15 protein-coding genes are annotated in these 25,178 nt (G+C 28.2%); all 15 read right to left on the bottom strand.

The window, feature by feature from the left end; all coding sequences use genetic code 11:
• Positions 1–156: 156 nt before the first annotated feature.
• Positions 157–2,028 carry an ATP-binding cassette domain-containing protein gene (locus tag KHQ81_01280; GenBank protein ID QVK18377.1) on the bottom strand — a complete coding sequence of 624 codons (1,872 nt, stop codon included), beginning with the start codon at positions 2,026–2,028 and terminating at the stop codon, positions 157–159.
• A gap of 62 nt (positions 2,029–2,090) precedes the next feature.
• Positions 2,091–4,805 (bottom strand): DEAD/DEAH box helicase family protein, encoded by a 2,715-nt coding sequence (locus KHQ81_01275; protein ID QVK18376.1) that lies wholly within the window; start codon positions 4,803–4,805, stop codon positions 2,091–2,093.
• 149 nt (positions 4,806–4,954) lie between these two features.
• Positions 4,955–5,725 carry an alpha/beta hydrolase gene (locus tag KHQ81_01270; protein QVK18375.1) on the bottom strand — a complete coding sequence of 257 codons (771 nt, stop codon included), beginning with the start codon at positions 5,723–5,725 and terminating at the stop codon, positions 4,955–4,957.
• A gap of 418 nt (positions 5,726–6,143) precedes the next feature.
• Positions 6,144–7,427, bottom strand: a complete 1,284-nt coding sequence (locus tag KHQ81_01265; protein ID QVK18374.1) for a hypothetical protein — start codon at positions 7,425–7,427, stop codon at positions 6,144–6,146.
• Between the two features lie 377 nt (positions 7,428–7,804).
• Complete coding sequence (locus KHQ81_01260) at positions 7,805–9,262, bottom strand: WG repeat-containing protein (GenBank protein ID QVK18373.1); 1,458 nt, start codon at positions 9,260–9,262, stop codon at positions 7,805–7,807.
• Positions 9,263–9,495: 233 nt separating this feature from the next.
• Positions 9,496–11,091 (bottom strand): WG repeat-containing protein, encoded by a 1,596-nt coding sequence (locus KHQ81_01255; GenBank protein ID QVK18372.1) that lies wholly within the window; start codon positions 11,089–11,091, stop codon positions 9,496–9,498.
• A 201-nt stretch (positions 11,092–11,292) separates the two neighbouring features.
• On the bottom strand, positions 11,293–12,873 hold the full coding sequence (locus KHQ81_01250; protein QVK18371.1) for an FAD-dependent oxidoreductase: 1,581 nt from the start codon (positions 12,871–12,873) through the stop codon (positions 11,293–11,295).
• Between the two features lie 36 nt (positions 12,874–12,909).
• Positions 12,910–13,461, bottom strand: coding sequence for a hypothetical protein (locus tag KHQ81_01245; GenBank protein ID QVK18370.1), 552 nt, complete (start codon positions 13,459–13,461; stop codon positions 12,910–12,912).
• Positions 13,462–13,592: 131 nt separating this feature from the next.
• Positions 13,593–15,059, bottom strand: coding sequence for a hypothetical protein (locus tag KHQ81_01240; GenBank protein ID QVK18369.1), 1,467 nt, complete (start codon positions 15,057–15,059; stop codon positions 13,593–13,595).
• A gap of 48 nt (positions 15,060–15,107) precedes the next feature.
• A complete protein-coding gene (locus tag KHQ81_01235; GenBank protein QVK18368.1) occupies positions 15,108–16,619 on the bottom strand; it encodes a DUF4127 family protein in 1,512 nt (503 codons plus the stop codon).
• Positions 16,620–16,630: 11 nt separating this feature from the next.
• Positions 16,631–18,394: a family 20 glycosylhydrolase gene (locus KHQ81_01230; GenBank protein ID QVK18367.1), complete on the bottom strand. Its 1,764-nt coding sequence runs from the start codon at positions 18,392–18,394 to the stop codon at positions 16,631–16,633.
• An 11-nt stretch (positions 18,395–18,405) separates the two neighbouring features.
• A complete protein-coding gene (locus KHQ81_01225) occupies positions 18,406–19,923 on the bottom strand; it encodes a DUF4127 family protein (GenBank protein ID QVK18366.1) in 1,518 nt (505 codons plus the stop codon).
• 28 nt (positions 19,924–19,951) lie between these two features.
• Complete coding sequence (locus KHQ81_01220; GenBank protein QVK18365.1) at positions 19,952–20,917, bottom strand: GNAT family N-acetyltransferase; 966 nt, start codon at positions 20,915–20,917, stop codon at positions 19,952–19,954.
• Between the two features lies 1 nt (position 20,918).
• Positions 20,919–23,225: a family 10 glycosylhydrolase gene (locus KHQ81_01215; GenBank protein QVK18364.1), complete on the bottom strand. Its 2,307-nt coding sequence runs from the start codon at positions 23,223–23,225 to the stop codon at positions 20,919–20,921.
• Entirely contained in the window at positions 23,222–25,168 is a 1,947-nt protein-coding gene (locus KHQ81_01210) for a family 10 glycosylhydrolase (protein ID QVK18363.1), read from the bottom strand. Before KHQ81_01210 ends, KHQ81_01215 begins: the two co-directional genes overlap by 4 nt.
• Positions 25,169–25,178: the final 10 nt, after the last annotated feature.

Below are 25,178 nucleotides of genomic sequence, written 5' to 3'. Positions count from 1 at the left end.
AAATCTAATAATGTATTATTTATAAATCAAAAAACACCTATAATATTGATTATTTATTCATTATAGGTGTTTTTATTTAATTTTATTTATTTATCACAATATTTATTATATTATTCAATACTTTAACCAAAGATAATTTCATCAATAAATAATATATTAATTTTCTAAACACTCATACAGTTCTTCAATTTCTTTTTCAAGCTCATCTTTCTCATTATTCAATTCTTTTAAACGTACTCCATCTCTATAATTTAAATTCATCTGATGAATGATATCGGTTATTTGATTTTCTTTCTTTTCTATTTCCTCTAATATTTTTTCTTCTGATATATTATCTTGTTTATTTATTTTCTCAGTTTTTTTCTTAAAAGACCTTTTCATTTTCTCTTTATTTACTGCTTCTTTTTGTTTATCCCTTTCTTTTTGTTTCTCTATCAAATATGAGTCAAAGTCACCCTCATAAACTTTTAATCTATTATTTTCAATTTCCGCAATTCTATTTGATAATTTATTTATTAGATATCTATCATGAGATATCACAATTAAAGTCCCTTTAAATGACAATAAACTATTTTCTAATATTTCTCTTGAATCAATATCTAAATGATTTGTCGGTTCATCTAATAATAAGACATTGACCTGTTGGTCCATAAGCATTAGTAATTTTAATCTTATTTTTTCTCCACCTGATAGTACATTTATTTTTTTAAATACATCTTCCTTTGTAAATAGTACTCCAGCAAGAGCATTCCTTGCTTTTAAAGTCGTACACTCAAAGAATTTTTGATAGGTTTCCAAGATAGTTAAGGATTCATCATTAAAGATTATTTCTTGAGGAAGATACCCCACCTTAACTCTTGACCCAACTTGAACTGTTCCTTGATCAGGACTTATTTCTTGCATCATAATTTTTAATAGGGTTGATTTTCCACTCCCATTATCACCGATGATTGTTAAAGTATCTTGATAAAATATTTCAAGATTTAAATCACTAAATACTGGTTTATTTTGATAACTTTTACTAATATTTTTAAGCTCATAGACACGTTTACTAGATCTATGTTGTTGGTCAAAATTCATTTTTATAACTTTATCTTTATTTGGTTTATCTAATTTATCAATTTTTGTTAATCGTTTCTCTAGTTCTTTCGCTTTTCTATACATTTTGTCGCTATCTCGCATTTTTCCCCAAATTCGATACCTTTTAATCTGCTCTTCCATATTATTTATCTTTTTTTGTTGATTCTGAAATTCTTTCATTAACGCTTCATATCTTTTTACCTTTTCTACCTTATAATAACTATAATTACCGTGATAAACTTCTATTCCTTTTGAGTGTAGTTCAATTATCTTATTAACTACTTTATCTAAAAAATATCTATCATGGGAAATAATAATCGCAGTAAGTTTATATCTTGTAAGATAACCTTCTAACCAACTTACCATCTTTATATCTAAATGATTAGTAGGTTCATCAAGTAATAAAACATCAGGATTTTCTAACAATACTTTTCCTAACATAACTCTCGTTTTTTCTCCACCACTTAGTGTATTAAATGGCATATTAATAAATTTTTCAAGTTGAAGTCCTGTTACAATTTTTCCAAGTTTCTCTTCTATTTCATATCCACCTAATATATCAAACTCCGTTTGCATTTGACTATACTGATTCATTATTTTATCTAGTTCATTATCTTTTAGAATAGCCATCTCTTTTTCTAATTTACTCATCTCTTTTTTTAATAATTGAATATTTATAAATGCCTTATATAATATATCAATAACAGAATCATTTTTATCATAGATAGGAATTTGATGTAAATAACTTAATTTAATTCCCTTTCTTATAAAAATATCCCCTTCAGCATTTTCTTCTCCCATTAAAACCTTCATTAATGTTGTTTTTCCAGTTCCATTTTGACCAATTAACCCGATAATATCATTTGTTTGTAATTCAAATGAAACATTTTCAAATATTTTATTAGCTCCATAAAATTTACGCAACTGGTTAATTCCTATTTCAATCATCACAATCACCTCCAATAATTGATAATCAACTATATTCTATTGATGATTAAATTCAACTTATATCAATGCCATTTATTTTTCCATATCCGTTTCTTTTCTGTTTTAGACAATAAGGAATATGACAGTGAATTTGTTCTAGATTTCAACAATATCTGTCTACCTTTAAAATTTCTCGTATAAATTAAATCACATGATCCAATTTTTTTGTGCCATCTATCACAAAAAAACTCTGCACCTTTTTTATTAATACCAATAATGCCTGGAATTGCATGATAATCTTTTCTTTTCAGTATACCAAACATACTTTTTCTTATAAGCAAGTATCTCGGATTATCAATCGGATTAAAAAACTGTTTTAAACAATCATTAAAAACTGTTTTCTCATAACTTGTAGCGCCATATAGTGAACATGAAACTAGGTATTTATTTAATTCCTCGGAATTTACCTTAATACCTTCTGTTTCAACAACATCAATATACTGTAATGTTTCTAATATGATTTTTGCGATTAATTTAATTCTTCCTCTTACGTTACCATACCGCAATACAATCTTAGCTGATTTAAAAGCAGGAACTATGAGCAATAATACAATAATAAACATAGTAGTAGACAGGACCGAATTATGCAATCCTACTTTTATATAATTAAGTAAAAAGATTGACATTGACATTAATTCAGCAATAAGTAAGGCATATTTATCAAGATAAATAAATCGATTTGGAATTAGGTTCTTGTCTGCTTCTACTATTTCTGTTACTTGCGAAAAATCGTCAATATCATTTAAGATATTAAACCATTTTTCACTTAAATCTTCACGTTGATTTGATAATTTAAGCATCATCTTATTTATTTCTGATATATGTTTTTTTGTGAAAGGAGGTTTTATAATATTTAAACGATCAATTCCGTTTTCGATAACAGAACCATCATAAGAAATACCAACAAAACTATTAAACCTTCTTTTTAATGTTGTAAAATCCTCACTATTCATTATTTTATTTCCATAAAGTTCAGCTTGCTCTAATTTTAAGTATGTTTTCTTTAAGATATTACCCTCGTAATAATCATCTCTATCAATACAAACTAGATGCCAAATATTTGCGGTTTTATTTAGATTATTTTTATCGATTCTAATCGCTCTTCCTCGCATTTGATTTGACAACATATAAGACCCAACAAAACTCGCTAAAATTAATGAATTAATGGATGGTTCATCCCAACCTTCACCTAAAAGTGATTTTGTCCCGATTAAGACATTAATTTCACCTTCAGAAAATAGTCTAGATATTATATTCACTTTTTGTTTGTTAGATTGCCCATTAAACTGAACTTGACAATAATTTTCATCATGTGTTAGTTCAGTAATTTTAATCTGTTCACTATTGATATTATAACTATCTAAAATATTATGAAATTTATTGATAGAACCCTTAGGGATGATAATAACTGAACCACTTAAAACACCTAGTTTTGAAACATTTAAATTTCTACGTAAAGTTTCAAATATTGGTACAACACCAATCATATTTATTGGTGTCATTTCATCGTTTTCTTTAAGCAATATCTCTTGACGAATATAATCGGTCAATATTACCATACGTAATGCTTCTTTAAGATTTGAATATTCACTATGAACAATTTCTGTAATACTATTTAATTTACCTAAACTATTAATCAATAGTTTATTTATTTTGTTCGTACTCTTTAAATAAACCTTTTTCCTCTCAATACAACCATGTTTTTTTAATGTAGATTTAAGTTCTTTTCTTAATACCTCATTATCAGAATTTTCATTGTGGTTGTATAGAAAACCATTCAACAATTTTTCTAACCAGATATAATTTAGGTTAGGTAAATTAGAACAATGTCCTAAAATCTTAATTTTATTTTTAGTGATTTTAATACCCAACTCATTTAAAAATACAAGCATACTTGTATAATATTCAGGATCTTTTAAAATATCTTCTAAATATTGTTTAGGTTCTTTAATCCATTTATCATCTTTAATTGCGTTAATGAATGATTCATTTTTGAATAATTCATTAACGATTTTGTAAACTTGATGTCTAAACTCATTGATACTTTCTAATTCATTATCAGTTGGATAGTTAAAATAAACGTAATCTTGATGTGGGCATAAGTTCCTAGCTTTCACTAATTCTGGCACATATATCTCTGCATCAATCATACCACATAATTCTTGATACTTATCCCATTCATACTTTGAAACATCATATGGTGGCGTAGCAGTTAATGCGATAATTTTTATATTACCTAGTTTACTAATGACATCAGTTAATGATTTCCACCATTCAGTTCTTAAATGATGAGCTTCATCAATAACAATCGTACCTATATTAATCTGTTTTAATTCTTTAATTAAGTCTATCTTTGAAAAATCAATTACTTCATGTCCTATATCATCACTTGTTTCTTTATTAATAAGTTTTTTATAAGCTGAATGAAGCGCTTGATAAGTTGAGACGGTTAATAACTTAGGCGATGTCAAATCATTTGTGATGAAAGCATCTTTATCTTTATCATCAGGTAAATAAAACTCTTCAAATCGGGTGATCCATTGTTCTCTAATCGTAATAGTCGGTGTAAGAATCAATGTATTTTGTCCCAAACGAAACAACGCTTCTAACCCTAATATTGTCTTACCAGAACCAGGCGCAGCAACTACATGTAATTTTTTATCATCTAAATGAAAATTTAGTTCATCTAATACTCTTTGTTGATAAAGTCTCCATTGACCTTTAAATTTAAAATCCATTTTCTACATCCCCTAACTCGTTTATTATATCCATTTTTATTATAAACGATAGTTTGACTCTTTTCTATACTAATATCTATTTAATTAATGATAGATTAGCTAGAATAAGCTTTTTATAAAATCAAAATAAAAAAAGGAAACCAAGTTTCCTATAAGATATTATTAATAATCCACTCAATCGCATTATCTTTCATTTCATTTGAAACGTAATGATTGTCATCTGTTATCAATAATTCAACCTTACTATCATTTAAATCATACCTTTTCTTTATTTCTTGATAAAAGTTCTCTGAAAATCTAGATGGAACATCATCATCTTTTGTTCCATTAATTATAAACAAGTGACGATTTTCATTTTGAACTAAATTATCATATGGGTCAATTCCTTTAATAAATTCAAGTAATTTTATCTCTTCTTGGGTTTTAAAATCTGACTCATTTTCTTTTTCCATACTATATATTAATAAGTTTGTAAAATCTGGACTCCCTAATATAGGTACTGCAAATTTTAAATCCTTATTATTTGCGAAAGAATAAAAACACAGGTTTGCACCTAAAGAAAAGCCTAACATGCCAATTTTTGAAGCATCAACTTTATCATCTTGTTTAAAAAAGTCAATTAATTTTAATAGATCTTCATTTGATTTCTTTATAATATTAAATAATGTATATCCAAATTCTGCATCACTTTTAACCTTATCTAAGAAACCATCATATCGCTCTCCTTGTTTATATAAATCAAAGGAAAGTACACAAACTTCTTTTGAAGCAAGTTTAATCGCTATATCAGAACCTTCATATTTATCATTATTAAATCCGTGTCCCATAATAACTAAAGGACAATTTTTTGAATTTTCTAAATAATATAATAGATAGGGAATATCTAAATGTTTATTAAGTTCAATTTTAACTTTTTTCATTATTACACCTCGTATAATTTGATATTTTTTTCTTCATCTTCTACAATAGCTAATATTATTTCACTAAATAGCAATTCAACTCTAATACCTTTTATGAATCTCTATATTATTTTTTATTATATTATCAAAAAAATAATTAAAGCATACATATATTCAACATAATATTCCCTTTTTTGTTTTCATCATTCATTCCTTTTATAAAAATAAACATTACTATAAATTTCAAGATTTTTAAGCAATTACATACTTAGAAAGACATACTTCAGTATTTAAGCATTATAAACACTTAATGTCAAGGTAGTTGTAGCAAATAATTATTTTAAGATTTGATTTTACAAGGTTTAACCAAATTACCTTATCCACATCCCAATTACGTATGTTTATAAACCATCTTTCAGGATGCTTTAATTTTGCTTTTTCATTCTTTACATAGACCAAGTCTCAAATATAAATTATCTACATCATTAAACGCTTCGCTAAACCCAGGACTCAATAATAAATCAAAATAGTCATTCTCATTCGAGCTAATGACATAAGGATATGCTCCCTCCATCAACTTTGCTTTGTGAATAATATCGTATTTTTCACCATGTAAAATGTATAAGAAATCACTATCTACTGCAACATAGTATAATTCATTATTTACTTCAACAATTCTTACAAAGTTATAAGAGCCTTCAAATTCTGAGTTTACTATCTCTGTTTTATCTTTATCAAAAATAAAATGATTAACTAATTTATCATTTTCATCTTTTTCAATTCTTGAGACTGTTAATACGTGATAGCTATCATTACTGCCAAGATATACTTCTGTATGACTTACAAGATTAGGTCTTTTGCTTGCAATCGTTTCATTTTGATAGTCGACAAGGTAATCATAAGTCCATTCACCATTTTCATATAAGAAATATCGAACATATTGATAGTAACAATCACCATGATGACAATAATCTTGAACAGCTACGACTAAAAAATGATCTAGGTCTTTCATCGCAACTTCGGGATAGAAATTAGGGTGTTGTAAACCTTCAATATAAACTGATTTTTCAGTCCAGTTCCCATTATCTATATCATAAGTTAAAACATACATTGAGAATACATAGTTGGTGTCATGAACAGCATAGGTTATCGCTAAATTTCCACTACTATCAATGGTGGCAGAAAATCTAGTATTTACTTTTTCAGGATTAGTCCCATCATGGTCGACTATTATTTCCTCTTTTATAAGTTCTATATCGTCATCTTCAAATGAATAGGTGTACATCATCAATTTTCCTAATGTTCCACTATCTTGACTAGAAGTCGGTTCTAACATGAAATAATATACTAAATTTCTGTTAGGATCAGCTACTACATTTCCTGGTCTACTTGTCTTCTGTTGATCAAATTCAACTGTTTGACCATTTGACTTTATCATCACAAAAACCATCTGATTTGGGTTATCCTTATTGGCTACTTCGCCAATTTGTAAGTCATTATTTATATAATAGGTAAAAATAATATCGTTAATTCGTACAATCTTAGATTGGTTAAATCCCCACCATGTTCCATTAAAATGGTGAGTACTATTCTCAAAGGATACCTTACTTTCAGTATAAAAAACCTCATTGTTAAAGTAATTATATTTGTAATATTTATAAGCAGCAACCCCCCCAGCACATAATACAGCGATAAGAAATATAATCACAACTTTCTTTTTCATAATTATTCCTCTCTATCTTTAATTATAAGATTAACAATTATATTCTTTATTTTACAGGAAATATCTACTTGGTAATAAAGGTAATACTCTCTCAAGTATTACCTTTTACTATGCACCTATATTACTTAATCTTAGGATGTCACCCTGACTGAAGTCTAGATTAGAAAAATCTTTAAATATAAATATTACTAAGATTAGATTCTATATTGTTTCTGTTCCTTTATTTAATTTTTTTATTATAACATCTTAAGCATACTATTTCTATATATATTAATAATTTTTCTATTGTAGAACAATTAACTTATTTATACGTAAATACATCAGAATGTTTTTTGTATTTTTAATATTATTAACACTATGTCTAACTAATTACTGAATTAAATTGTAAACGGCACTTTATATATTTCTTTTTTCTCTTTAGTGTTAATGTTATAGGTTATAATTTTATTCCCTTTTGTAGTTACTATAAAATTATTAGATCCAGAAATGTATGCTTGTCCTTCTCCTTTACCGCTCCTATATATTAAATCTCCATTGTCATTGTATACATAATAAGTTTCTCCCTCTGAAAAATAAAAAAGTGGTAATCCTTCATTTTCTAAATCCTTATTAATGTTATATGCATCAAATATAGAATGTTCATATTCAAATAATTTTTCACCTTCCATATCATAGCACTCCCAATTTCTTGATCGTATACAAAACATATTATCATTTATGTATTCAATCTTTTGAAAATCCTTATCTATGATGATATTACCTTTTCGATTGATAATTTTTGTTTCATCGATAATTAAACCATAATCTTCACCCCAATTTTTATAAAAAATAGATCCATCATTATTTACATAATAGTATTTCGAATTGTTAAAATAGTTTTTGTATTCAATTTCATGATTACTATTATGATTAGGAATTATTCTTTCATTGTTTTTATTAATGAACCCATCTGAATCACCAAAATCGATATGAGCAACTCCATCTATAAAATCACTAGCGTTATCATATTGATAATCAATCACAACATTACCTAACTCATCGATATATCCAAACTTAGAATTATATTCTACACTAGCTAATCCCTCACTGAAATTATTTGCATCCTCATATTTAAAGTCGATTATCACTTCATTTTTATCATTGATAAATCCATATTTGTTATTTAATTTTACGACAGCTATTTCATTAACAAAAAGCGGAAGACTATCATATACTGGTTCAACAATCACGTTTTCTTCTAGATTAATAAATCCTCTCTTATTATTATTTTTATTTATGATATAGACAATTTGATCGTTAGAATAACTTGGATAGATATATGTATTTGTAGGTAAATAATCAATCACTTTATTTCCTTCCATATCTATTAAGCTATATTGTTGGTCTTTAGTAATAATGGCATATTGAGATTTACTGTATTTAATTTCTACCCCTTTATCTAAAGGACCTAAAAGTATGTTTCCGTGAGCATCAACGATACTATATTTTTCATTTTTCACTGCAATGATTTTGTCGTTTTGAATTTTCATCTTATCATATACATTATCAACTAATTTCTTTCCATTAAGATTGATAATTCCATAATCACCATTATAAGTTACACAAAATTCACTAGATTTGTTACATTCCATATAAATATATTTAGCTTTAACAATAATTTTACCAGTACTAACATTAATCAATCCATCTTTACCAGATGTTTCAAATTTAAAAATATCTCCAGATACAGGAGTAACACTTACAAAATAATATTTTTGGTACCTCGTATTATACCAACAGATTGCTATCACAATAGGCAACCATATTATTATAAAAATTTTCTTAATTTTATTCATATAATTCTCCCTCTATTTCTACTTTCAATATCTAAATCCATACTTGTACGATTCATGTATTGTCAAAAAAGTCTTTAATTTTATTATATACTAAAGATTTTTACTTTTCTATAACTATATTGTTATAAATCAAATATCTATTAGGATAACAGAAAAAACGAAACATCACACAGTTTCCCTTTATAATTAATAAATATTGAATAAGTAGAGTTGTCTTTAATATTATTTATTTCTTATTCATCGAAAAGTTCGCCACTGAATAAAGACTTAAAAAATGACACGTTGTATATGACCTTTTTTTCTTTAGTGTTTATATTATAAGATAAAATTTTATTTCCTTTTGTAGTTACTATAAATTGATTAGATTTAGAAATGTATAAATTAGTTTCACTTTTATCATTTTTATAAATTAATTTTCTATTATAATCAAATATATAATGATTATTGTGATCCTGTAAATAAAAATATGGGGAATCAATAAAATAGTGATTATAAGTATTATACATATATTTTTTAAATACCCTTTCACCTTCCATGTCGTAGCATTCCCATTCATATGATTCATTTGACCTTATGCAAAACATATTATCATTAATATATTCAATATTGTGAAATTCCTTATCAAGGATAACCTTACTTTCTTTATTAGTAATTTTTGTCCCTTCTTCAATTAAAGAACCATAATCCTCTTTCCAATTTTTATAAAAAACAGAACCATCATCATTTACATAATAATATTTCATTTTTCTATATGAAGTATATAGATTTTTATATTCAATATCATGATTACTATTATGGGTAGGAATAATGAATTCATTATTTTTATTAATAAATTTATATTCATCAACTATAGCTACACCATCTTTAAAATCACGAGCATTAGAATATTGAAAATCTATTACAATATTTCCTAATTTATCGATATAACCATACTTAGAATTATATTCTACACAAGCTAATCCTTCACTAAAATTATTTGTATCACTATATTTGAAGTCTATTACAACTTCATTTTTATCATTGATAAATCCAAACTTATTATTTAATTTTACAGAACTTATTTTATCGACAAATGATGATAATTCCTCATATACTGGTTCAACGACTATATTTTCTTTAAAATTAATGAATCCATACTTATCATGTAGATAACGAGTATAGACAATTTGATTTGTAGAATCTATACGGTAAATAAATTGATTCTTTGGTAAGTAATCAACGATTATATTTCCTTCTATATCTATTAAACTATACTGTTGATCTTTTGTGATAAGAACATACTGATGACTAACATGTTCAATGACAATCCCTTCATCTAAAGGACCTAAAATGGTATTCCCTTCCATATCAATAATACTATATTTTAAATCTTTCTCAACAATCAATAAGTTGGATTTTAAATCCATTATATCATAAAAGTTAATCTTTAGAGTATTGCGATCACTAAGATAAATAAGGCTATAATTTTGATCTTTGTCTACATAGTAAAAGTTAGAATTAAACTTCATGTTATCATATAAGTTGTTCACTAAAACATTCCCATTTAGATCAATAATCCCATACTTTCCATTCAATTTAGTTTTACAAACTGCTCCGATAGTGTCACATTCTATATCTTCATATATCTCATCAGCAATAACTTCACCATTACTAACATTAATTAATCCCTTTTTACCATCAATTTCATGCTTAAATTCAAAGACATCTCCTGTAATAGGATACACATATACATAATTTTGATAATACAATCCCTTTATGACGAGCAAAATAATAGCTGTTATTATCAAAAGATTCCCCAAAATTAAAATGACCTTAGTTCTCATTTTCAAAATAATTCCCCCTTATAACAAATATAATTTTCCCATAATTTAGCATTATTATATCATCAAATACACAAAATATATATATATACTAATTAAATTAAAAAAGATTCTTATAATCAAAAAAGGTATTTGCATCAAACAAATACCCTTTTAATTATTTATTGCTTATTTAAGAAAAATATATTATACAGAACTTTGTTAAATGATTTAGATGGCATGCACTTTATCTTCAGGCCAGTGTAACTCTATCCCATTTTTTATTAATAACTGTTGAAATTCTTCAACAAGATATTTATCTTCATACAGTTTTGCAGGAGTAATATTATGATTGATACAATAACTAGCCAAATATCCTGCAACTTCTCCAATATTCCATTCAACTGGATGTAATCGATAACAACCATTTGTTAGATGAGTTGTTCCTAAATTCTTACAAGAAGCAATTAAGTTCTTGGTCTTTATTGGGATCATTGATCCTAATGGAATTTCAAATGGCCAACTCGTATGATAAAAATAGGAGTTTGAGACGGTTGTCATATGGATGTCAATATGATAACAACCTATTCCAACGGTATCCCAAAAATGTGGTAAGGTTTTTTGTATATCAGCATTTATATCCTGTTCTACCACTGTAAATTTTGCCTTTATTCGACGGGATTCTCGAATATAAGGTGCCATCGCTAATCCATCTTCAGTCCCCAGTACATCACCACGAAGTTTTAATCCTTTAAAACCTTTACCACCATCTGGTCTATCTGCCTCAGTTTGCAACCAATAAACAAGTGATAATGTTTGTTGTTTTGCCATATATTTGTGATATTCACTATTTTCATTATCAAAAATATTACCTAAATAATAATCATTCATAGGCCAATTTAATAATGTCACATCATTTAACTTAAATTCTTCCTTAAAATAATTTTTATTAATAATTCGACGATAGGTAAATAACGGTGGAATTTGTTGACCATCTTTCGTTGTAATCCAGTCAAACATCCCATATAATCGCTTCTTTCGCTCATCTGGGTCTGGGGCATACCAACTTAAAATGACATCATCATCATAATTCATTTGATAATTTCTAAAGAAATCATACATTTCCGGTTTTTCAATCGTGTGATCTTCATTTTCTATATATTCAAGAGCAGCTACCCAAGTCGTAGGTTGCATATCTTCACAATTAGCAGTATCTAATGCATGGGGTTCATTAAACTCATCCTTACTTTCAGCTCCAGTAATGTATTCTGTACTAGTTAAGGGAAGTAATTCACCAGTATCGGTAGCATCTAGATAATATTTTCCTATTAATTCAATTAATTCATTAGTGGGTAAACTTTTAACAGTAATACTCTTAATATCATCTTCCACTTTTTTAGAATAGATTGCTTTTGTCTCAGTTAAAATTGTGATTGAACCCTTGTTTATATAAGGTAAAAGCATATCTTCTAAAATCTTTAGCGATACACGAGGTTCATGACATATTCTACTCACCCAACCCTCACCAGGATTTAAATTTTTCTTTGATTTAATACCTTCTTTAATATAAGGATGATTCTTATAATAATCTCTTACAGCATCTCTAAATTGTCGGTAAGTAGCTGTGCAACCAAATTCTTCTACCCATCTATGTTCATCAGCTGGAACAGCTTGATTTGTAAATTGTCCACCAATCCATTTCGTTTCTTCCGTTAAGACAACACGTTTCCCCATCTTAGCACATGATAATGCTGCTAGGGTACCCCCTATACTTCCACCAATAATAACAATATCATATTTTCTTTTTTTCATACCTTTCACCTCATGAATGAAAAATAAACATATTTCTTATAATAATTCTTTAATTGCTTCTAAATATTTCTTGTATCCAGCTTCCGTTAAATGAACACCATCTAATGTATATTCATCTTTCAAAATACCATTATCATCTTTTAATATATGACTAATATTTAAAAATTCTACATGATATTTCTCAGATATTCTTTTATATTCATTATTTAAGTCATCTATTTCTTGATTATATTGTGGTAATAAATCGTTACTAAAAAGTTCATTTTTTCCTAATGGAAATGTCGAGATACTATAAAACTTAGTATCAGGTAAATTCTCTCTTAATATTTCAATTATTTTTTGAAAATTCTCTGGAATATTAATTTCAGTAGGATGAAACCAAACTTTCTTATTAACTAAAAAATCATTTATTCCAATAAGAATTATTAATTTTTCAGGATTATATTGAAACACATCATGAATACGATCTAATACTTCAGTTGTTTTATCACCACTTACACCTAAGTTTACTACATTATCATAATTTTCTAGTAAGGTAAATCCTGCTGTTATAGAATCACCAAGGAAAACAATATTTTTTTTACACATATACATTATCTCCATTCTTTTTATTAAAATCTTAATACTATTTCTTAGTAATAAATAAAGGTACCATTCTTATGAATAGTACCTTTTTTACTTGTAATAATTAAATCTTTTTATTGGAGAATTTTATTTAACTATTCAAATAAAGAATCCATTGCACTTTTCATATTTTCATCCAATATTGTCATTTGAGCACGAACGTTATTATTACTTATCGCACTATTTATTTGAACATTAAAATTACTTTCTTCCCATCCGAAAGAATCCTTACCTAACCCATATAGATATTCATTATAAGCCTTATCTATTACATTTAGGTGAGCATTAACCGATTTTTCATCTGCATAGTACTTTAAGAAGTTAATTGATAAATCAATAAATGTATCTTGTAAATCTCCAAAATATAATAATTCACTATGTATCATAAAAATGGTTTCAGTTGAGAACATCATATGTTCATAGCCCTCAGGAACATCATCATAACCAGAACTATAAACAAAAGTTGCAGGACCCCAAATACTTACAAGCGTTTTATATTCTGCCGTTCCATCAACCACATGGTTTCCTATTGGAAAAGGCACAAATCCTAAATCTGTAAAACTTCTTTCTCCCATTCGTGATGGATCAAATGCATGCCAACTCTCTCCAGGATTAAACACAACTTTACCTTGTTTAAAATTTTCTTCAGTCGCAAGAGAGTAATCAACTTCATTAATCCACATTCCAGGAATAGCATATAATTCCGCTAAATTTTCAAGTGCTTCAATAGTTTCAGGCGTTTTAACACCAGATTCTAATGCATCATTAAGAAAATAACCACCATTTGCTGGTACCATACCGTATGCCCAGTCATATAGTATTCCTCCCATAGGATACTCTCCATCCTGAGGTTCTAATTTTGTATTTAATTCTTTTACGAAAGCTTCAAAATTTTCCCAAGTCCATTCTCCTTCTTCCCACATCTTTGTAGGATAATCAGGTTCATAACCAAGTTCTACTAATAGATCTTGATTATAATATAATCCAAAATTAGTAAATGGATAGGAATCATCATAACCATAGAACTCATCTTTGAATTTAACAAATTCTTTTTTATTTTCTACAAATTGAGCATCTGCATATTTATCATAATATTCTCCTAAAGGTGCAATAACACCAGCAGCTGCAAGAATAGGAATTGAAGATGCTGGGATGTTATAAACATGTGCTCCTGGTTGTCCTGTTATCTCAGAATTTATGATCCAATTATCACGAGGAACACCCCAACTTGGATTAGGTGAATAACTAACGTATTTAACTTTTATATGGTATTTTTCTTCTACACGACGTTGATTCTCTTGTTTTTCTCTTTGATAAAGTCCTTCAAATGAATCACTAAATGGATCTGCTTTATTAGGATCATTTACCCTAATAATAAAGTCTTTTCCTTGAAAATCATATTTCACTTCTTCAACACATTTTTCTTGATTAGGATCTTCTTCACATGATTTTGATGTTGATGTTGTTGTTGATGTAGTTGTTGTTTTTGTTTCAGTTTTATTACAACCTACTAAACACAAACTAATTGAAATAAACAATAATAATAGTAAATTTTTTTTCATTTTATCCTCCCTATCTTTCATAATCATTATATTAATATTAATAATTCACTAATCTTTGATTTTTACCTTTAAGCCTACCTCATACATTCTTGACCAAGGTTGATAACATTCTACAATCTTTACAGGATACTCTTTTGGTAGCTCCTCATTGATATATTTTTGTAATCCCTCTTTAACCATAGTTGCAACTTTTCCACGTGGTCCATCAATGTTAAAAAAGTCCATACCCATACTAGGTAATTGATCCACAACAATTTGTCTAACTATAGATTGATACCCAGCATCTTCAATAAATCTCATCGCTAAGAATTCTAAATGTGATTTTGTTTTTCCATATATATTATAGATAATTCCTTGAGCAATAGCTGTTGCTAATGAGTTTGATGAACTATTCCAAGCAGCATAACCTGCTAATTTATAAGTTAAACCTTTTTGGTAAATAAGGTCAACTAACTCTAAATCAGAGCCATTCGCATAAGCAACATCACCGATAATAACAGGTTTTTTCAATGTATTAACAGCGTAATCAGCATACTCAATATACTCAATTAAATTTCTAAATACATCGTGTTCAATTCCTTTTAAATAAGAGAATCGTACATCAAACATTTTAGGTGCAACATTTATCATTAACACCACATCAGCGTTTTCCACACAGGATGTTAAAACACCATTAACTGCTAATATTTGATATTTAATTGTTTCTATAATATGACGGTCTTCTAAACAAGGAATGACCAATTTACCTGCTTCACTAGCATATTTCACATAGAAACTTGGTCTAATTCCTTTATCCACATTGATTAATCGAGCTAATAAGGTATTGGCAACACCATCTGCATCAGGATACATATAAGCTTTCAACTGTGTTTTTTGATCGTGAATATATTGTCTAATGACAATTTGATCTTTAGCGGTTAATCCAAATGGCGTTGCATCATCTTGTGGAATAACCATAAAGTCAATTGTTTCATCTTTAACAAAATCAATGATTCTTTTTGTGACTTCAACATTTTTTTTACGTCTGTCAGTATAATCTTGATAAAACTCCATCGGTAATCTAGATTTTATTTCACTAAGTAATTGCTTATCAGATTCTGATGCAACATTAACTTCAACCTTATGAGTAAGGGCACCAAAATCATGAATATCTTTACCCCAAACATTATAATAATCAGGTTCTTCGTCATCTGATGAATAGCTTGGTGTACGCATAATAGTATCAAAAGCATAAATCTTTAAATCTTTATTATCTGTTTTAATAGCCTTTAAATCATCGATTCTTTTTAATAACTCTTCTACACCTTGATTATGAAGACGTGATGGAACAAGTCCACCATACAATAACGTGTCAATAGATAGAATTAAACCAAAGGCATTTTTTACTTCTTTATGTAACCAATTCCATATTTTATCAATATCACCTGGTTTTTTTTGAAGTCCTAAATATTCTAAAGGTGGCGTTAATACTTCATAATCGGTATCAATTGTTAAAAGTTTTTGAAACTCTTGATTACAAGGTCTTTCATCTAATGGTATTAAAATTATTTTCTTTTTCATTTTTTCCTCACCTAACCAACTAGCTTAGAGTAACTTGAATACGCTATAAGCTCATGACGTTCATAAATATATTGACTATGCTTAGCTTTTTCCTCTAATTCAATAATATTTGAAGTTTCTTTATTCTCATATTCGTATACTCTTCTTTTTGTTTCTTCTAATCTAATCATAATAGTTGCTAATCGAGATTGAATTACTTCAAAACCAAATGGTTTATAACGGCTCATCCACATCGTTCTAAATGATTCTGTTAACTCTTTGGTCCAATGAACTGCTTCTTCACATAGTTCAATAACATTCGTCATAGATTTTTTATTGAAATAACAATCTAATAACTCTTTTCTAACCAATAGTTTATATTTTAGTACTTCTGATAACAAATATGTGTGTTTTGATGAAAAACAATGGTTTTGTGTTTTCTTCAATTTCTCACTATACTCAGTTAAAAAATCCTTTGTAGTATTAAGAATATTATCATCTTTAATCATTTCATTATTTAAATAAATTCCTAATAATGGATCATCCCAAAGTAAAGCCACAGGACATATTGGTGACTCATTTAGATCTGATAGGGTATTAAATAAATCATAATCATATTTAGTAATATAATTAAATACTACCTTGTCCATCTTATCTTGAACAAAACTATAATTTGCCATATCAAAAACACCTAGTAGTGATGAATCCATATCACAATAGGCACCATCATCGCCCCACATTGTAAAATATATTGAGTTAATATTATTATCAATACATGATTGGATTGACTTTAATGCTCTGTTTTCTGTTAACTTCTTGTCATATACCAATTTAGTCCATGTCCAAATCCCAGATGCCATAATAATCTCTTTACGAAAATCTTTATGCTTATTGATCATATTATCATACTGTTCTTTCCCTGTTTGATAATAGTCCCAATAGACTAACTGTACATTTTCTGGGATGCTATTTTTAACTTCATCAGTAAACGTAACATTGAAATCATAATATTCATCTCTAATACTTGCCATTCTAAAGTACATATCAGACCAAATCATGATATCTTCAAATCCATGTTTCTGACAAATTTCTACCACTTGATTTAAGTGTCTTGAAAAAATTTCAAATTGTTCTTTATAACCATTCTTTTTCAAATATTTTCCAAGTCCTAATCCTTGGGCTTCATCCATTCCAATATGTATCTTGCTTGTTTCATACATTTCGGAAACAGAAGAGATGAGTTTTTCAATAAATGTATATGTTTCTGGTAAATCAACCATTAAAACACGATCATTATCTTTTATATTGTGACTACTAACCCATTTTAGGTACTGTTCCATATGTCCTAATGTTTGTATACATGGAATCACTTCAATATCAAATATTTTCGCATATCTAACAATTTCTTTTATTTCTTCCTTAGTATATCTTCCACGCATATAACCAAAATAGGGTTCATCTTTTACTTCATAAGTGTCTTCAGTATAAAGCATGATGCTGTTAACACCCATTAACGCTTTCTTTCGGATCGTTGACTTCATATACTGAAGCGTATAGACAGCGTTTCTAGATAAATCAATCATCGTTCCAAATGTCTCAAAGTGATCACTAATCTCAACACTTCGTCCATTAATATAATTAACCAAACAGAGTAACGCTTTATTGACTTGATTAAAATATAAAATACCATTTTCTATTTTTGTTTCATTAGAATGTTTAATTTCTAAGTTTAAGTCTTTAAATTCCTCATAATATCTGCTTAATTCATTAATTGCATTTTTAAGTGTATTCTCCATTTTAACTTCTCCTATTTAACATCTATGTTTAAATCTATTTCAAACATTCTATTGCATGGTGAATCAACCTCTAAAACAACATCATTATAACCAGTAAATGATTTTAAAATAAGTGCATTAAACTTTTCTTTCATTTCTTCGGCTATAAGTTTCGTTATAATCTCTGTTTTATCTCCTAAATCACCATAGCTACAATCATATTTAGGCAAGACATGATCCACAAAATATTGACGAACAATTGACTGATACATACAATCTTCTAATACATGGAATAAAACATTTTCTTTAATTTTATCTTCTTTTAACTTTTCAAAACCATAGACACCAGCTGCTATTGTAGTACCTAATGTATTTGCGTTAGTATTCCAACCTTTATATGATATTAATTTATCACAAACATTCATCTCATCAAGAATCTGTAGAAGTTCGATATCGCCACCATTTGAAAAAGCGCTATCAGAAATAACCACAGGTCTTCCTTCTTTAATATAATTTTTAATTCGTACAGAAAAATCTAGTAAGTTTCTAAATGAAGAATACGTCACATCTTTATTTTCTTGCCAAGGCGCTTCTTCTTGTTTCTGACCTGGTGAATTAATCGCTAAAATGAAATCCGCATTATCTAAATTCTCTGTGATTTTACATCCAGCAGCCAAAATATGAGATTTTAATGTTTCATTCATCGGTCTATCTTCATAATTTGGAATAATCATCGGTCCATTCGTTGAACTAAAGAAACAATAGACTTCTGGTTCTCTATTTAGTAAATGATTTAATGCCCTTGAAATCAATGTACATCCAACTTCATCAGCTCCAGGATACATCATTACTTTTTCCCATAATTTGTATTCTTTAAGTTTCTTTACAACCTTTTGTTGATCTCTAGCTGTATAACCAAATCTTGCGGAATCATCTTGAGTTATTGAAAGAAAATCAATAGATCCCTCTTTCACTAATTCAAGAATTCTACCATTAATCATCGAATTAAATTCTCTTCTTGTTTCGTAATCATCAATATATTCTTGTTTTACATTCTTAATTGCTTTATCTAATATGATTTGCTCCTCTTCAGATATACCAACTCTTGCTTTTTTATCAGTATAATAAGCACGTTGGAAGATTTCTAAACCACAAATACCATAATAGTCTGGTTCTTCATCATCACTTGAATATCTAGGGGTACGCATAATCATATTTGAAGCATAAACAGAAATGTCTTTATTTATTTCTTTAATCTTTTTAATATTATCTAACAAATCATTCGCTTTTTCTTTTGTAAGATAGTGAAGTCGAGAGGGAATCAGTCCTCCATACAAAAGAGTTTCAATTGACAATACCACAGCATCACAATCATGGATATTTTCAAATATAAAATCCCACACTTTTTCTACATTTGCTGCTGTTTTCTTTTTCCCCATAATATCATAAGGAGGAATTAATAATTCCACATCATCTCTCGTTTCAGCAATCATTTTTGGGTATTTATAATTACAAGGTCTTTCATCTAATGGTATAAAAATAATTTTCAATATAAACGCCTCCTTACTTGACAACTTATTAAAATAATTTTTTTTGAAATCCATAATATCTATCTGATATCTGAAAACCGAACTTTTTATAGAAATCAACGATTCCTGTCCAATTGACAATAATATTTTCACAACCTTGTGTTATTAATTCATTTATCGCAGCACCAGTAATATAGAAGCCTAAGTTCTTTTTGCGATATGCTTGTCCTACACCTAATGGACCAATTCCTCCAATTTTGTGATAATAAACATGCCAACTTACACTATGTCCTAACGTAATGGAATTCAAATCATTTAGTTTACAAAAACCAATTATTTCATCTTTTGAGTTAAAGAGTAAGACATACTCACTTCCATCTCCGCCTTGTTTAAAATAAACAATCGCTTCGTGAGCCCATCCATCATGAAATTCGCTCTTTAAAAATGTGATTAACTTCTCTTTATCTTCTAAAATCCCTTTACGAAAATAGACATCTTGATGATTTTCTAACTTGATAAGGTTACCATTAATACCTTTCATGTGTAAATCAAAAGCTTCATAGGTGTGTCTATAACCTCTTGTTTTAAACCATCTAATTATCTTTTCGCTATCACTACCAAAAACGCCAGGTCCATAGGTTTTGGTTGAACATCCAAGGGTTAATGTTGAAATCCCAATGACACGAGAATATGACTCTACCATGGCTAATAATTTTGAACCAATACCCTGTTTTTGAAAGCTCTTATCAACTAAAATAACGTTGATAAAAGCTTCCATTTGGGAATTATTTATTAATAAACTATCTTTATTGGTTTTTAAGATAATATAACCAACTAAAGTTCCTTTATGAATTGCAACATAACTACTTTTTCTTACTATATTATCATCTAATATACTGTTTTGCATAAATAAGTTATAGGATACTTGATGCATCTCATCCATCGTATGATTCCAAATATCAATCATTGCCTGATAGTTATTATAATCAGATAAACTTCTTATCTCTAAGTCCATATTATTTCTTTTTTCTTAAAACAAATACAGCTGATGCACCTGCAACACAAACTAAAACTCCTCCAGCTATTATATAAGGAATATAATTATTATCTTCTTTTACTTCTTTATTGTCTGGTTCCTCTTTGTCTCCTGGTTCCTCTTTCTCTACTGGATACTCAAATGAATCAGTTGCAGGTCTTTCACTTTCTGTCTTAGGATCCCAATAACCATTATTAATAAGATATCTAGAGATTTTTAAATCAATTAAATCCGTTAAAGAAAATAAATCTTCTTTTACTCTTTGAGCACCAACAGAATCCACATAATTATTTACATCAAAGATAAGTGTTTTAATTTCTTTAATGATTTTATTATAATCATCTGCATTATTCATTGGCATTTTTTTAATATTATCTAATTCTGTTTTTAAAGCTAATTTTTGTTCTTCGGTCATTAGTTCTTTTGGAATATATATTCTCTCAGCCTTATCTATAATATTTCCAAACACCGTACTAATTAAATTTTCTATGTTAGTATTAGGTGAAATCGCTTCATGTTTATATAAACCTTCTGAAAGAACAGTTTTCATTTCAGTCTGTCCAAGAATATTTTGTGATGCAAAAAGAATACTACCTAGTCCCTTTAATTTTCTAGAAGCAAGTATTTCATCAGTATACAATAAAGGACTTCCTCCCATATAAGCACCTATTCCTGTATAGTTATAAGTTAACCCATTTGATATGTCATTCATTCTCTTAACAACAGTTTCAACCCAATTAACATCAAAAGTATAGGCCATTGGTGCAATAATATCTATCCAACCATTTTCAACCCATGTTTTCCAGTCTTGCATTAGATGCGTTTTAGCACCTTCATAATCAGGTCCTGTTGCGATTGAAAAATGAATGTCTTTATCAGTTTCTCTTATTTTTCCAACGGTTTCTTCCACAAATTTAGTGACTTGTGCAGCTCTCCATTCTTTCCATTGAGTAAATAAACCATCTTTTCCATAACTCTTTTCTTGAGTTAATAATATTTTTAAATCACTTGATGCGTCAATATTATATTCTTCCTTAAAAGCCTTCATGGCAACTTCAGTGTACCCAGAACTATACTCTAAATTATCTTCATGCGGATATCTAATGTAATCAAATTGAATCCCATCAAAATCATAATTATCGGCTAATTCTTTATAAAAATTAGTTAAGAAATTTCTAACTTCTTCATTTGCTGGGTCAATAAAAATGAAATTTTCTTCAGTTCCTTTTCCTGTTTGAACAAAATCTCCGTTAAAAGTTAAATTCAACCATTCTGGATTCTTAGTTAACCATTTTGGATAATGATTAAGGGTACCATCACTTTTCGAATGACTTGCAAAGAATGGTTCTGTCCATGCATGAACTTCAATCCCTTTTTGATGGGCAATATCTATAAACGCACTTAAATAATCTTTGTACTCACCATAATCACCATCTTTTACATTTGGATGATAATCCATGTATTCAGAGGTACCGATTGTATGCCCCCACCATAAAGTTTCAAGAAAAATTTGATTGAAACCAGCACTTTTTATTTCATCAATTGTACTTGTAATTCCCTCTATTGTTTTTTCACCCTCGTAGACATTGGGACGATGCCAAACACCACGAGATTCTACGTTAAGTGAAATGATTGTTTTTAAATTTGCTTGACCTATTATTTCAATTATTTCACCATATTTTTGTTCTATTAATGCTTCTTTTTCTGTCTTTTCTACTGAATCCTGCATATTTTTTACTTCATCACATAGAATTAATAATTCATCATATTTTTGTTCTATGCTTGAAATATCATTTTCTAATGATTTTATATCTACGTCATATGCACCATAATCTAATTCAATTTTAGTGTTTTTTAAATTTTTAATTTCTTTTTCTAGATTAGCTATACTTCCTAGAATTGAAAAAGTAAATGTGATGGTTTTATTAGTCTCATCATAGATTGCCTTATCACCAACTGAAACATTATTCTTTATAAACGCAAGGTTGTCATCACCATGAGCAGAAATAATATAACCATTAGGCGCAAATGTAACATTAACACCCATTTCAACGATAATATTATCTTCATCTACAGAAACTTCATAGCCCCATTCATTAGCACCAGATTTATTATTAGGTGTTCTGTTCTCATATGTATAAATGATAACTTGATTAGCACCTCTAACTTGATTTTCAGCAGTGTAATTCAATGTTACTGAATTTTCTGCAGCAGAGCTTTTCAAAGAAAAACCAATTACACAAAAAAATAATGATAATAGTAGTACAAAATATTTACTCTTTCTCATTTCTTCATCTCCTTCTTATTCAATTTGATGTTTAAAATGTATTTTAAATATATTAAATCTTCGATTAATCTCTCTTTTGCTTCGTTATTTGCATATCTTGGAATGATATCAACTAACTTGCTAATTTGATTAATACAAATTTTTAAGTTATTTCCTGTTTCTTTAATACGATTAAATTCAGATTCAATCATCTTTCTAAATTCTAATGTTACTTCTTTTTTAACTAAATAAATTCGATCTATTTTATCTAATATATCTTGAAAAGAAACCGATAATAATTTCTCAATATCAGTATTTGGCGTAATCGCTTCTTTCTGGAAAATGCCATTTTTTAATACTTTCTTCAATTTATCTTGATGGATTAAATATTGTGAGGCAAACATGACAGACCCTAGTCCCATTTCGGTTCTACTTGCCATCATCTGTCTAACATTTTCAATCTCAGGAAATTCCATATAGGTTCCTATACCTGTATAATTATAAGTTATCCCTTTAGAAATTCCATTCATCTTTCTAACAATACCTTTAATGTAATCAATATCTCTTGAGTATGCCATTGGGGCAATGATATCAATCAATCCATTATTAACCCAACTTGGCCAATCTTGAAGAAGAATATTTTTTGCTATTTCAGGATCAGAACCAACTGCTATTGAAATTAGAATATTAGGATTAACTTTTTTGATTTCTTTAACTGCCAATTCAACAAAATTACTTACATGTTTTTTTCTAAAATTTTTCCAATCAGTAAATAATTTGTCATTATCTAATAATAATTCTTTTAAATTATCTGCCTTTTCAAGACCAATTTCTTCCATAAATTTGTTCATGGCATATTCTGTATAGCCACTACTTGTTTCTAGATTATCCTCATGTGGATATCTAATATAATCTAGCTGAATACCATCTAAATTATATTTTGATAATTCTTTATAATAACTAATTAAAAAGTCCTTAACTTCTGGATTAGTAGGATCTAAAAAGATAAAACCTTCCTCAGTTCCTTTACCTGTTTGAATATGTCCTCCTTTATAAGTTGTATTCATCCAGTGTTCCCTACCTTCAATCCATGGTGGTACTTGTTCTTTAACTTCTCCACCGATAAAAAATGTTTCAGTCCATGCATGAACTTCCATATCCATCTTATGAGCAATATCTATAAAAGCACTTAAATAATCCTCATAATCACCGTAGTTTCCATTCATTACTCTTGGATGGTAGAAGGCAATCTTCGAATTACTAATTGATCTTCCCCACCAGAATGTTTCTACATAGACTGAGTTTATTCCAACTTCTTTCATTTCTGATAATATAGCTTCAATTCCTTCAAGCGTATGTTCAGTCCCAAGGACATTTGGGCGATGCCAACATCCTCGAGACTCAATTACGATTGATGGAAATAACTGAATTTCTAGTTCATGTAGTTTATTTTCAAGATCATTAATTTTTACTTTGGAGATGTCTTGATTTTCAATAATCAATGCTTCAACCTTTTGATAAGAATTCTCAATAATTGAAAGTTTTGTTTTGAGACTATCAAAATCTAGATCATATAAACCAGTCTCAAATCTGTGTAACTTTTCTTTTAAAAACTTTATCTTGTTTTTTAATCTTAATGCAATATCTTTTATTTCTCTTGTAAATACAATACTATTGGTGTCAGTTGAGTAGAATAACCTATCACCTATTTCGATTTTATCTGAAAAAATGTCGCCATTTTCTCCATGTGCTGAGATAATTATACCGTTCTCGCAAAAACTAACATGGGTCCCTTTTTCACAAACACGATTGTTTAAGTCAATAGCTACTTCATAACCGTATTCGTTGGTCCCTGTTTTGTTATTTGCATTTCTCTTATCATAGGTATATATAATAATTTGATTCGTTCCTCTAACTGTATTTATACCATCAATTCTTAATGATAGTTTGAAATCTTCATTCATATTATTCACC

This window comes from Mycoplasmatota bacterium, assembly GCA_018394295.1.
GTDB lineage: Bacteria > Bacillota_I > Bacilli_A > Haloplasmatales > Haloplasmataceae > JAENYC01.
Note: the sequence above shows the minus strand (reverse complement) of the source record. Positions and strands in the feature narration are given on the sequence as shown.